Source organism: Flavobacterium panici (assembly GCF_024499525.1).
GTDB classification, from domain to species: domain Bacteria; phylum Bacteroidota; class Bacteroidia; order Flavobacteriales; family Flavobacteriaceae; genus Flavobacterium; species Flavobacterium panici.
Window position 1 is genome coordinate 3,117,858 of sequence record NZ_CP100437.1, and the last position, 13,071, is coordinate 3,130,928.

Here is a 13,071-nt window from a genome sequence, read left to right on the forward strand (position 1 = left end):
AATCGAAACAAGTTTAAAAATTAGAAATCATGAAAAAAGCAAATCTCCTTATCTTTTTACTATTGCCTTTATTTTGTTTAGCACAAGCATCATTTAAATTGAAAGGAAACATAAGCAGCGAAACAACTTCATTAGAATGGGCAGATGTTTCCATCTTAAATTCAGAAGGAAAAATTATTGACGGAACGACAACGAAACAAGATGGAAATTTTGAGTTCAATCTTAAAAAAGGATCTTATAAAATAGGAATCAATCTTTTGGGATTTACAGATTATGAAAAAGAAATTGTAATTGAAAAGGATACTGATTTAGGAATAATTATTTTGAAAGAAAGTACCACTAATTTAGTAGAAGTTGTTATTCAATCGAAAAAGAAAACTGTGGAACAAAAAACAGATCGATTGGTTTACAATCTTGAAAACAATGTAACAACAGTTGGCAGCGACGCTTTAAGTGCTATTAACACTGCCCCTGGAGTTGTGGTAAAAAATGACATGATTACGATTTTAGGAAAAGGAACTTCCAGAGTTATGATTGACGGAAGAATGATTGAATTGGCAGGCGAGGAATTGAATAATTTTTTGAAATCTATTTCGGCAAATGATATTAAAAATATTGAAATTATAAGTAACCCGCCGGCAAAATATGAAGCAGAAGGAGCTGGAGGATTAATCAATATTATTATGAAAAAAGGAATGCGTGATTCCTGGAAAAACACAACAACAGTTTCTTACGACCAAAATAAATACGGAATTTACACTTTGAGGGATAATTTCTATTACAACAAAAATAAATTCAGATTTTCTGCGAGCGTTAATGGAAAAACAGGTTACAAAAATGCAGATGAATCTTTAGAAATGTATTTTCCCGATGGTCTTTCAGTTATGAAAAGTGAAACGAAAGTAAAAAATGAAAATCTTTCTGGAAAATTGGCTTTAGACTATGATTTTTCAGAACGTACAACTGTTGGTTTTCAGTTTTTGAATGATAGAAATAATCCGGATTTTGGATCGGATATTAGAATTGAAAAGTATAATACTCAAAATCAATTAGACAATATTACGCTGAATGATAGTTATACAGATAAAGGTTCTGGAAATCAAACTTATAATGCGCATTTGATCACTAAATTAGATTCTTTGAATAGAAAGTTATCTTTTGATGTGGATTATTTCAATTACAATTCAAAGTTCGACAGAAGTTTTATTGCTAATAATTATACACCGGATATGACTTTTGTAGATGTAAATCAATCGGGACAAAATATCTCGAATCAGGATATTGACAACTGGAGTTTTAAGGCCGATATGGAACATCCGCTTCAGGCTTTAAATTTATCTTACGGTGCCAAAATGAGTTTTACAAATAGTATAAGTAATGTGCTTTATTATAATACAATTACCGGAACTCCAGAATTAGATCCAGCGCAATCCAACCGATTTAAGTATACTGAAAATAATCAGGCAGTTTATATTAATGGAGATAAGAAAATGGGTGAAAAATGGAATTTTCAAATGGGTTTAAGATTAGAAAATACACAGACAAACGGATTTTCTGAAACCATGAATCAGGAAACAGTAAATAATTATTTGAAATTATTTCCAACAGTTTACGCTTCGTACAAGAAAAATGAAAACAATACTTTTAGTTTAAATTATGGAAAAAGAATCAACAGACCTCGTTTTGATTTATTAAATCCGTTTAAGGTTTATATTAACAGTAATAGTTATTCTGAAGGAAATCCGTTTTTAAGACCTTCATTTAGTGATAATTTTGAATTTGCTCATTCGTATAAAGAAGTTTTAAGAACAAGTGTTTTTGTAAATGTAATTACAAATGGTTACGGAGTTTTGTTTACTTCAAATCCCGAAACAAATACACAAATTGTAACGCGTGAGAATTATTTTAAGAACTTAAATTATGGCATTGGAGAAAGTTATTCGGCGAATTTTGCAGAATGGTGGTCAAGTGAAAATTCATTGTATTTTTTAGGTGCAAAAACAGAATTTATTAAAGACATTAATGCCACCCCGTCAAATAGTTTACAAATTGATTTTTCGACAAATAATACTTTTATTTTAGGTAAAACAACAAAACTGCAAATTGATTTTAGTTATAGTTCGCTTTTTGAAAGTGGTTTGTATAAAGTTGGTTATGTATCGAGTTTTGATATTGGTTTTAAACAAGATTTGTTTAATAAAACAATGCAGATTGCGTTTTTGGCAAATGATATTTTTAATACGTCTTATTTAAAAGATTTTGCTTCGGTTGTAAATGGTGTAAAACAAGTTTATAGCCAAAATGAGAGTAACAGGTTCGTTCGTTTTTCTGTGGTTTATAATTTTGGAAACAAAAAAATCAACATAAAAGAGCGCGCTTTTGGAAATCAGGATGAGAAAAAGAGAACGGGAAATTAATTATGAATTGTTAATGGTTAATTGTGAATTCTGATATTGTAAACTTGAAACCTGAAACTTGAAACTTCATTTCGCGTGAGGGATAGGAGCTGGCTACCGAAGTAGCGCGGATAGCCCGGCAGTATTTAAGAAAAGGCCCAATGAACGCAAAGTTGATTGGGCCTTTTCTTAAATACTGACACGCCCTGATTATAAAAAGAATGCCAATAAAATCCCCAAAACAATCATGGAAACTTTGGCAACATTAAATTTATGTCCTTCGCTGCTTTCAAAAATTATGGTTGACGAAATATGGAATAAAATACCAATTACAATTGCAGTTATTTCGGTATAATAATCGTTTAATATTGGGAGATATTCAGATGCAACGGTTCCAAGCGGCGTCATGATGGCAAAAGTCAGCATGAAAGCAAAAATGGCTTTTTTGTTTAAATCGGCATTGATGAAAAATGTCGTTAAAATCACGGCAATTGGCAAATGATGAATCGCAATTCCTACGGCTAAATCATGATGATGACTTACCGGAAAACCTTCTAAAAAGGCATGAATACAAAGGCTTATAAATAAAAGCCAGGGAATTTGAGACATTTTTGCGTGGCCGTGAACGTGTCCGTGTTCTGCTCCTTTGGAGAAAAATTCCAAAACGATCTGAAACAGAATCCCGACCATTATAAACAAACCAATTTTATGATTGTGAGAACTGTAAACTTCTGGCAGCAGATGCATTACGGTTAACGATAACAAAAATGAACCGCTAAATGCGAGCAGTAGTTTTAAATTGGTTTTGTTGGTTGGTTTTAAAAACAAAGCCACACTATATCCTAAAAGTACAGAAAATAAGGGTAGTAGATAATTCATTTTTGTTTAATCGGGTTTTTGTTTAATCGTTTAATCGGTTTTTTTTGGTCAATTTGTTCAGGCAATTAAACAAATTAACAGTTAAACGATTAAAGCTATTTAAAAATCATGATTAATCTTTCGCTTTCAGTTTTATGGAATTTTTTGAGTTTGTAATCTCCAAAAATATCTAAAAGATAAATTCCGGCTTCATCCATTAAATCCTGAAAATCTTTTAAAGTCAGGGCTTTTACTTTTTCGGTAAAATGAAATTTTCTGCCTTGGTCTTCAAAATCAATTTCTTTAAAAATATGACCGTCTTCAACATATCTTTTGATGTGAAAATCTATTCCGTCAACGGTTTTTACTTCTTGAGGAACCAAAGTTTCAATTACCTGATTTACGTTCATAAAATCTATAACGGCAAATCCATATTCAGATAAACTTTCTTTGATGGCTTTAAGCGTTGTTAAGTTGTCATCGTCACTTTCGAAGTAACCAAAACTTGTAAAAAGGTTAAAAATAGCATCGAATTTTTCTTCAAAAGGTTCGCGCATATCGTGCACTTTAAAATGAAGATGTTCGTTACTGTTTTTGTTGGCCTCTGCAATGCTGTTTTCAGATAAATCAGCACCTAAAACATTAAACCCTAATTGATTCAGGTAAATAGAATGACGTCCTTTTCCGCAGGCTAAATCAAGCACTTTTGCTTTTTCGGGAAGATTTAGATAATGCGTTAAATTGTCCATAAAAATCTGAGCTTCTCTATAGTTTCTATCCTTGTACAGGATGTGATAATATGGAGTATCAAACCATGATGTAAACCAGTTTTCGGTATTTCTATCCTGATTTGGTGTTGATGAGTTGGGTGCGTCAGACATTTATTCTATTTCAATTAATATAAAGTACCGCAAATTTAGTGTATTTTTGCCGAAAAATAACTATTTCGCGAGGATACCTAAATAAACGTTGGCATCTGTCTGCGATTGGAGTTGTTTTTTAATACAAAAATAAAGATGGAAGAAAATTTTAGAATGATAGCCAAATGTTTTTTTGGCTTTGAGGAGATATTAGAACAGGAATTACGTACGCTTGGGGCTCAGGATGTTGAAAAAGGAGTGCGAATGGTGAGTTTTAAAGGAGATAAAGGTTTTATGTACAAAGCTAATTTATCGCTTAGAACGGCACTAAAAGTTCTAAAACCTATTTACTCTTTTAGAGCTAATAATGAACAGGCATTATATAAAGGAATTTCGGGAATAAACTGGTCTAAATTATTGAATGCCAACCAAACTTTTGTGATTGATGCTACGGTGCATTCGACTTATTTTAACCATTCTGAGTTTGTTTCTCAAAAATGTAAAGATGCAATTGTTGATCAGTTTAGAGAAAGAACGGGACAAAGACCAAGTATTGATAAACAATATCCGGATTTGAGAATCAATGTTCATATTGATAAAGATCAGGTTTCGGTTGCGTTAGATACTTCAGGGAATTCGCTGCACCAGCGTGGTTATAGAACGGCAACGAATATTGCGCCTATAAACGAGGTTTTGGCAGCTGGAATTTTATTATTATCAGGCTGGGAAGGACAAAGTCACTTTTTAGATCCAATGTGCGGTTCTGGAACTTTTCTTGCCGAAGCGGCGATGATTGCCTGTAATATTCCGGCAAATATTAATCGTAAAGAGTTTGCATTTGAAAAATGGAAAGATTGGGACAATGATTTATTTGATCAGATTGTAAACAGTTTGATGAAGAAAACAAAAGAATTTCATTACACTATAAAAGGTTTTGATAAAGCGCCAAGTGCGGTAAGCAAAGCTAAAGATAACATCAGAAATGCAAATCTGGAAGATTACGTAACGATTGAAGATAATAACTTTTTTGACAGTGAAAAAGCGGTTGAAGGAAAGCTTCATATTGTATTTAATCCGCCGTATGATGAGCGTTTAGATATTCATATGGAAGAATTCTACAAAAACATAGGCGATACTTTAAAGAAAAATTATCCGGGAACAAATGCCTGGTTTATTACTGCAAATCTTGAAGCTTTAAAATTTGTTGGATTAAAACCATCAAGAAAAATCAAACTTTTTAACGGAAGCCTTGAAGCACGTTTAGTAAAATACGAAATGTACGAAGGAAGTAAGAGAACGAAATTTCAGGTTTCTGAATAGTAACAAAGGGACAAAGGTTCAAAGGAGCAGAGGTTTAAAAACTTTGTCCCTTTGAACCTTTGTAACTCTGAACCTCAAAAAAGAAAAAAATGACAAAACTACAAGTAAGAGCGTTTCTATATCAATTAGGAAGTTTCGCGATTCTGTTTATTTTAGGAAGATTTATAATTGCAGAATACACGGGATTAACCGGAATCTGGATTCCGATGACATCGTTTGTTGCGGCAACTATTATTGCGCCTAAATTTCAGGCTGTGAAAACTAAAGACGGCGAAAAACTTTTTATGAAATGGATTTTTATAAAAGGAATTAGAGTTATTGGATAAATTTTTAAAATCAGCAATATGAGGAAAATTGGACTTATTGGCGGTATAAGCTGGGTTTCGACTACAGATTATTACAAACTTATAAATCTGGGAATTAACGAAAAGCTGGGAGGGTTAAACTTCTCTGAATGTTTGGTTTATTCTTTTAATTATGCTGATATAAAAAGAAATAACGACAATAACGATTGGGATTCAACTTTTAAGATGCTTTTTAAAGGCTGTGAATTTTTAAAATCGGGTGGGGCAGAAGCTATTATTTTATGTGCCAATACCATGCATTTAATTGCAGATAAACTTCAGGAAGCGATCGATTTGCCTGTTATTCATATTGCGGTTGAAACTGCGGTTGAAATTCAAAAACAACAATTAAAAAAGGTTGGTTTATTGGGGACTAAGTTTACAATGGAACTGGACTTTTTTAAAGATAAACTGGCTGCTCAAGGTATCGAAGCCATAATTCCTGCCAGCGAAAATGATAAAGATTTTATTCATTATACTATTTTTGAAGAACTAGGAAGAGGAATTGTAACCGATGAAATGAAAAAGCGTTATATAGAAATTGCAAACGAACTGATTCAAAACGGTGCAGAAGGAATTATTTTAGGATGTACCGAAATTCCTTTGGTAATAAAAGAAGGAGATTTATCGGTTCCTATTTTTGATACAACATTGATACACGCAAAAGCGGCTGTTGAATTTCAGTTGTCTTAGATTAAAATAAGTATATAAAAAAAGCCACGAATTCGTGGCTTTTATTTTTTGTGAAATTATTTCTTTTTAGGAGCTTGTTTTTGAATTTCAGGCACGATTACCTTTTTCTTGTAAATAGGAATGAAATAAGAAACGGTATAGTTAAAACCTACACCAAAACTTCCGTCATAAGTTCTGTTGAAACCCGGAATATAAAGGTTGTCAAAGCCCGAAGGTTTGTTGTTCATCACTAAAAGTTTTAACTGAACGCCAAAACCTACGAATAAATTATCGAAAACTTCTGCTTTAATTCCTCCTGCAACTTCAAGCCAAGCAGCACTTAAACCGCTGTTTTTTTGATTTGCTTCAATTGAAGGTTTTTCTCCCCAATACGGATTTGAGTTGTAAATTTTATAACTGTTTAAGTCTTGGCTGAAAGAGCTGAAACCGCCTCGTAAACCAATAGTAATAAGGTTTTCCATATCAAGCCAGTTGTCATACAAATTGTAATCAAAACCTCCTTTGATATACGTTCCTGTCGCTGTAGAGTTTAATCTGTCGTCATCTGTAGTTTTGTCTTCAAAACCCAATTCGGCAGCTAGATAGTATCTTTTTGTTAAACGCCAGTCACCGGTAAATTCTACACCTTTATAATCCTTATCATAAAAACCTCTGGTTAATTTGTACAAATCAACCCCCACACGCAAACCGTAACGATCTGTTTTGGGCGGAAGAATAGTGTCTGCCTTAACTTCCTGAACCACAGGTTTTGCTGTTTTAGTTTTTGGTTTTGGTTTTTCGGTAACTATTGGTTTTGTTGCTGTCGAATCTTTTATTTCCTGAGCATGTCCCAAAAGCATTACAAAAACGAAACAAAGACTAAAATAATATTTCAAGGTGTGTTTCATTTTCCAGTTCAATGTTACGGGTTTTTAAATTTAAAGTCTTCATCCAAACGCCATCTCCAGTATCAGGATCATCTGTACGTATATAGCCAGAATTATTAGGTAATTCAGTAGTTTGCTCGTTAAGCAAAAAAATGGTTTTAAAACCACAAGCTCTCGATACATATGAAGTTTGACGTGTATAGTTAAATGTTATTATATCGCTGTTTGTGACATCCGGATTTGGATCATCAGAATCTAATATAAATTTATAACCAGTGATATCTTCATCTATTTTTAGCGGTATAGAAATCGTATTTCCGTTTGCCAGATATTTTGTTGCAGATGTACCGTTTTCATTAAAAACAATTCCGTTAGGATCAGCGCCCGGGCCAATACCAACAACTCTTAAATTGGTAACACTTCTTGGTGTAGACGGATCTGCACTGCTGTAAAATTTAATTACTAATCTTGGAGTAGTAGGTGTATTTGCGTCGCAGATATCATCTTTTTCACAGCTGGATAAACCAAATGTAAAGACTAATAAAAGAGAAATTATTTTTTTCATCTAGCGTTTTATAATTATCGAAGTTCTAAAAGTACAACATTTTCAACATGATGCGTCTGCGGGAACATATCAACCGGACGTACGCGGGTAACTTTGTATTTTTCGTCCATTAAGGCTAAATCACGTGCTTGTGTTGCAGAGTTACAACTTACATAAACTACTTTTTTCGGAGCAATTTTTAAAATCTGATCAATTACAGCAGCATGCATTCCATCTCTAGGCGGGTCTGTAATAATAACATCAGGTTTTCCGTGCTGAGCAATAAAAGCTTCGTTGAATACCACTTTCATGTCTCCAACAAAAAACTCACAATTCGTAATATTATTGCGTTCTGCATTTGCTTTAGCGTCTAAAATTGCTTCTGGAACACTCTCTACACCAATTACTTTTTTGGCTTTTTTAGAAACGAACTGGGCAATAGTTCCTGTTCCTGTATATAAATCATAAACAGTTTCTTCTCCTGTTAATCCGGCATAATCACGCGTTATTTTGTATAATTCGTAAGCCTGATCTGAGTTAGTCTGGTAGAAAGATTTAGCGTTGATGCTAAATTTTAAACCTTCCATTTCTTCCAGGATATAATCTCTTCCTTTATAAAGTTTAATATCCTGATCGTAAATTGTATCGTTTTGTTTCGCATTTACCACATATTGTAAAGAGGTAATCTGCGGGAATTTTTCGTATAAATGATCTAAAACCAATTCGCGGTTTGCTTTATCATCTTCAAAAAACTGAATCAAAACCATGATTTCGCCAGTTGAAGCGGTACGAATCATTAAAGTTCTTAATAACCCTGAATGTTCTCTCGGATTAAAAAAGGCTAAATTATGCTCGTTTGCAAATTCTCTGATTTCATTTCTGATAGCGTTTGAAGGATCTTCTTGTAAATGACATTTTTCGATGTCAAGAATTTTATCCCACATTTTCGGAATATGAAATCCTAAAGCATTTCTGTTTCCTAAATCTTCTGTACTTCCAATTTCTTTTTCAGTTAACCAACGGCTGTTAGAAAACGAAAATTCCATTTTATTTCTGTAGAAAAACTGTTTATCTGAACCCAAAATAGTTTCAAATTCCGGTAATTCAACTTTTCCAATACGCTGTAAATGATTTTTTACCTCGTTTTGTTTGTAATACAACTGCTGGCTGTATTTCATGTTTTGCCATTTACATCCGCCGCAAACACCAAAATGATCACAGATTGGATCAATACGATGTTCTGATAATTCGTGAAATTTCACGGCTTTTCCTTCGTAGTATGCTTTTCTTTTTTTGAATGTTTGTACATCAACAACATCGCCAGGAACGACATTCGGAATAAAGATTACTTTTCCGTCAGGAGCTTTTGCTACTGAGACTCCCTTTGCTCCGGCATCAAGAACCTGAATTTGATGAAAGACAACTTTGTCTGTATTTTTTCTTCCCATAGCGCAAAAATAAGGGTTTGTAAACTTTTACAAATTTTATTTTCAAAATATTTTATCAAATTGTGTAATTTACTAGTTTAATAAACTTTAAAAGTTAACTTTGTTCCTGATATTCAGCCCCAAGCTACAATATATTATCAATAGTTTTGTTATGTTTTTATGAAGTTGTATCATAATCTTTCACAAATTAGCTTTTTGAAAAAAAGTTATGCGTTAAAATTTTTATTTGTCGCTTTTATAGGAATACATATTCCATTAATTGGAATTTTATTTTTTGTTCTTTTTTTCGAACAGACTATTTCACCCACATCGATTCTGATTTTTTCATTAATAATGACATTATTGGCAACCGTTGTAACTCTTTTAGTCTTAAAACAGCTAATAAGACCTATTTCTATTGCTTCACGATCATTAGATGATTATAGAAATAAAAGAAGATTATCCATTCTCCCGACAGAATATACTGATGAAGCCGGACTTTTAATGTGCAATATTCAGGAATCGATTTATGAGGCTGAAAGTTTTATAAATGAAAAGCAGGATTTAATTTACATGCTTTCACACGATTTAAAAAACTTTGCAGGAAATCCTCAAGGTCTGGCAAAATTAATCTTAAGTGAAAATCCCTCTGAATCGGTTAAACATCTGGCAGATTTAATTTGTGAGTCGACTAATTTGCAATTCCGATACATCGAAAACTTCATTAAATTATTAAAAGAACAAGATCAGGTTTTAAAAGTAAATCAGGAAACCAAAACTATTTATTTTGAAAATATTCTTCCTTTTATCAATGAACAGGTTGAACAGCGATTAATAGATAAAAATATAGTCTTAAACTTAAGTGTTGAAATTGACGAAGCTAAACTTTGGATTGATGAAGGTTTGCTGGTTCAGGTTTTGGTAAATTTAATTAGTAACGCTATTAAGTTTTCGTATTTTGACAGTGATATTAAAGTCAGAATTTATAAAGAAAACTCAAATCTTGTTATTACTGTTGCAGACAGAGGAATTGGTTTTGATAAACATCAGATGGAGGAATTATTTAAAAAATTCACCAAAATGAGCCGTTTAGGAACTGCTAATGAATCCTCAACCGGAATCGGACTTTATTTATGCAAAAAAATTATCGAAAAAAATAAAGGCCGATTAACTGCCATAAGTGAAGGCAAAAATAAAGGTGCTGAGTTTAAGATTGAGTTTGAGATCTAAGATTCTAAGTTTCTGAGATTCTAAGGTTTTGAGTTTTTTCTTTGAACTTAATTTTTTATTTGTTCATCCATTAATTCTTCATCATCCCTTTCGCGGGAAAGAATTAATAGACATACAACTTTTAGATAAAAACTTATATTTTTCATGGTTATGAGTTTGGTGAATTTTATTATGAAGATGTTTACTTTTTAAAAAGGTTGCGTAAATATGAAAAATAAACCTTAAGCTCTGAACTTTATAAAAAATCCAGAACTTAAAGTTTTATTTCTAAATTAATTATACATTAATGTTGCTTTTCCATTAACACACTCAACTGATTTTGGTCTATTTGGAATATCGCAAAATGAAATAACCTTCCACTTATGGTTAAATGATTCCTGCATTATAGTATAGTAATTCACTTTAGCCAAAAAATCTGTAGTGTTAATTTTTAAAGAATAAGGAATGTATTTTTCAGGCCCTCCGCAAGCTTTTGAACCTATTGCAGTAAAATCCCAATCTCCTGTACATGGCTTATTGATGTCAGAAAGCACAATAATCTCATTATACAATTTTTCTAAATCTTGTTTTTCTTTAGTTCTTTCAGCTTCATATAGTAAAATTCCTTTTCCATTAATACAAGTGGCAGATACTGGTTCAGCAACAACGTCACAAGTTGAATTAACTTTCCACTTATGGTTAAATTCCATTTGTTTTGCTTTATAGATATTGACTTTATTAAAAAAATCAGTTCTATCGATATTTACATAATAAGGAATGTATTTTTCTGGACCTCCGCAAGGTTTTGATCCTATTGCAGTATAATCCCAATCTCCAAAACATGATGCATTGTTGGTTGAAAGTGCAATAATCTCATCATGTAATTTTTGTAAATCTTGTTTTTCTATATTTCTATCTTCTTCATAAAGTAATGTTGCTTTTCCATCAACACAAGCGGCAGCTAAAGGTCTGCGTGCAACATCACAAGTGGAAGTAATATTCCATTTTGTATTAAATATTTCTTGTTGTATAGCATAGGAATTGACTTTTGCTAAAAATTCACTCCTATCAATTTTTAGAGAATAAGGAATATATTTTTCCGGCCCTCCGCAAGGTTTTTTCCCTATTGCAATAAAATCCCACTCTCCAGAGCAAGCAGAATTGCTGTCTGAAAGTGCAATAATTTCATCATACAATTTTTCTAAATTTTTAGAATCTTCATCTTGTGTAGATTCTTCATTTTTTAATGATTCTTTTTTTTGCGTGTTTAAAGAATCTTGAAGTTTAATTTCACTGTCTGAATCACATGCAGTAAAACTTAAACAAATCATAAGGGTAATTAAGCTAATTTTCTTCATGGTTTTGATTTTCATGCAAAGAAGAAAGTTTTAGGCTTAAAACACAGCTACTAAAAGATTGTAAAATAATAAAATAAGACAAAATTTAAACTTAAAGTAGAAAAAAATTAAATGTAAATCTTTTTCTGCTTTAGTTTTTTTTGGGAATTGTTGATGAATCTTCTACCAAAGATGATGTACATCTTGTTTTATATACTTTTCGTAAATTTTATTCATTTCCGAAATTTTCTCCGAACTTAATTTTGGTAAATCATACACTGATAAATTAGACAGCACATGACTTTCTTTTGAAGCTCCGGGAATAATACAGCTAATTTCGTTAAAACTCAAAATCCATTGCAAAGCAATAGGAGCAAGGTTTGCTGTTTCCGGAAACAAGGCTTTTAATTCTTCAACAGCTTTTAAACCTAAATCATAATCGATTCCTGAAAAAGTTTCGCCTTTATCAAATGCATCTCCGTTTCTGTTGAAATTCCTATGATCTTGTGCGTCAAAAGTGGTTTTTGCATCAAATTTACCCGTTAAAAGTCCGCTTGCAAGAGGAACTCTCGCAATGATCCCGATATCTTTCTTTTGAGCTTCGGAGAAAAATAATTGTGACGGACGCTGACGAAATAAATTGAAAATAATCTGAACTGTCGTTACATTCGAATATTCGATTGCTTTTAAAGCTTCTTCAACTTTTTCTACACTCACGCCTAAATTCAAAATTTTGCCCTGATCTTTCAAACGATCAAACATTTCGAAAATTTCAGGTCGGTAATACACTTCCGTTGGCGGACAATGCAGCTGAATCAAATCTAAAGTTTCTAATCCGGTTCTTTTAAGGCTGTCTTCAACAAATTTCTGAAGCACTTTTGGCTGATACCCATCATTCACATGCGGATTAATCTGACGTCCGCATTTTGTTGCTACGTAAATACGTTCAGAACGCGAACGAACCACTCTTCCAACAGCAGTTTCGCTTAATCCGTTTTCATAAACATCGGCAGTATCAATAAAATTTACGCCGTTGTCAATTGCTGTGTTGATCAGTTCATCAGCAGTTTTATCGTTAAATCCTGAACCCCATTTTCCTCCAACCTGCCAGGTTCCAAGTGAGATTTCAGATATATTAAAGTTTGTTTTTCCTAGTTTTCTGTAGTTCATTTTCTTTTTAAGTTACAAAGGTTCATAGGTACAAAGGCACAAAGGTT

Annotated in this window: 12 protein-coding genes; 5 read left to right on the forward strand and 7 right to left on the reverse strand. The window is 32.6% G+C overall.

The genetic code is table 11. The features are described from left to right. Positions 1-29: 29 nt before the first annotated feature. Positions 30-2,417 carry an outer membrane beta-barrel family protein gene (locus NLJ00_RS13325; protein WP_256634095.1) on the forward strand — a complete coding sequence of 796 codons (2,388 nt, stop codon included), beginning with the start codon at positions 30-32 and terminating at the stop codon, positions 2,415-2,417. A 189-nt stretch (positions 2,418-2,606) separates the two neighbouring features. Here NLJ00_RS13325 and NLJ00_RS13330 read toward each other — a convergent pair whose 3' ends face one another. Together NLJ00_RS13330 and NLJ00_RS13335 are read right to left on the reverse strand one after the other, a co-directional pair. Next, on the reverse strand, positions 2,607-3,275 hold the full coding sequence (locus NLJ00_RS13330) for a ZIP family metal transporter (protein WP_053473655.1): 669 nt from the start codon (positions 3,273-3,275) through the stop codon (positions 2,607-2,609). Positions 3,276-3,370: 95 nt separating this feature from the next. Then, complete coding sequence (locus tag NLJ00_RS13335; RefSeq protein WP_053473654.1) at positions 3,371-4,135, reverse strand: class I SAM-dependent methyltransferase; 765 nt, start codon at positions 4,133-4,135, stop codon at positions 3,371-3,373. 135 nt (positions 4,136-4,270) lie between these two features. On the opposite strand from NLJ00_RS13335, the gene NLJ00_RS13340 reads away from it, so the two are divergent. From NLJ00_RS13340 to NLJ00_RS13350, 3 genes are all read left to right on the forward strand, one after another. Beyond that, entirely contained in the window at positions 4,271-5,434 is a 1,164-nt protein-coding gene (locus NLJ00_RS13340) for a THUMP domain-containing class I SAM-dependent RNA methyltransferase (protein ID WP_256634096.1), read from the forward strand. Between the two features lie 89 nt (positions 5,435-5,523). After that, on the forward strand, positions 5,524-5,760 hold the full coding sequence (locus NLJ00_RS13345) for a hypothetical protein (protein ID WP_053473652.1): 237 nt from the start codon (positions 5,524-5,526) through the stop codon (positions 5,758-5,760). Positions 5,761-5,778: 18 nt separating this feature from the next. Next, positions 5,779-6,471 carry an aspartate/glutamate racemase family protein gene (locus tag NLJ00_RS13350; RefSeq protein WP_256634097.1) on the forward strand — a complete coding sequence of 231 codons (693 nt, stop codon included), beginning with the start codon at positions 5,779-5,781 and terminating at the stop codon, positions 6,469-6,471. A 56-nt stretch (positions 6,472-6,527) separates the two neighbouring features. Here NLJ00_RS13350 and NLJ00_RS13355 read toward each other — a convergent pair whose 3' ends face one another. From NLJ00_RS13355 to rlmD, 3 genes are read right to left on the reverse strand one after another with little or no spacing between them, the layout of a single operon-like run. Further along, positions 6,528-7,358 (reverse strand): DUF6048 family protein, encoded by an 831-nt coding sequence (locus tag NLJ00_RS13355; RefSeq protein WP_256634098.1) that lies wholly within the window; start codon positions 7,356-7,358, stop codon positions 6,528-6,530. Beyond that, entirely contained in the window at positions 7,330-7,902 is a 573-nt protein-coding gene (locus NLJ00_RS13360; protein ID WP_256634099.1) for a DUF6452 family protein, read from the reverse strand. Before NLJ00_RS13360 ends, NLJ00_RS13355 begins: the two co-directional genes overlap by 29 nt. A gap of 14 nt (positions 7,903-7,916) precedes the next feature. Then, positions 7,917-9,329: a 23S rRNA (uracil(1939)-C(5))-methyltransferase RlmD gene (gene rlmD / locus NLJ00_RS13365; protein ID WP_256634100.1), complete on the reverse strand. Its 1,413-nt coding sequence runs from the start codon at positions 9,327-9,329 to the stop codon at positions 7,917-7,919. 333 nt (positions 9,330-9,662) lie between these two features. Here rlmD and NLJ00_RS13370 point away from each other — a divergent pair, with 333 nt between their 5' ends. Next, a complete protein-coding gene (locus NLJ00_RS13370; protein ID WP_256634101.1) occupies positions 9,663-10,538 on the forward strand; it encodes a sensor histidine kinase in 876 nt (291 codons plus the stop codon). Positions 10,539-10,810: 272 nt separating this feature from the next. Here the strand turns inward: NLJ00_RS13370 and NLJ00_RS13375 are convergent, their stop codons facing one another. Together NLJ00_RS13375 and NLJ00_RS13380 are read right to left on the reverse strand one after the other, a co-directional pair. Further along, positions 10,811-11,890, reverse strand: a complete 1,080-nt coding sequence (locus NLJ00_RS13375) for a hypothetical protein (RefSeq protein WP_256634102.1) — start codon at positions 11,888-11,890, stop codon at positions 10,811-10,813. Between the two features lie 147 nt (positions 11,891-12,037). Beyond that, positions 12,038-13,024, reverse strand: coding sequence for an aldo/keto reductase (locus NLJ00_RS13380; protein WP_256634103.1), 987 nt, complete (start codon positions 13,022-13,024; stop codon positions 12,038-12,040). Positions 13,025-13,071 lie beyond the last annotated feature (47 nt).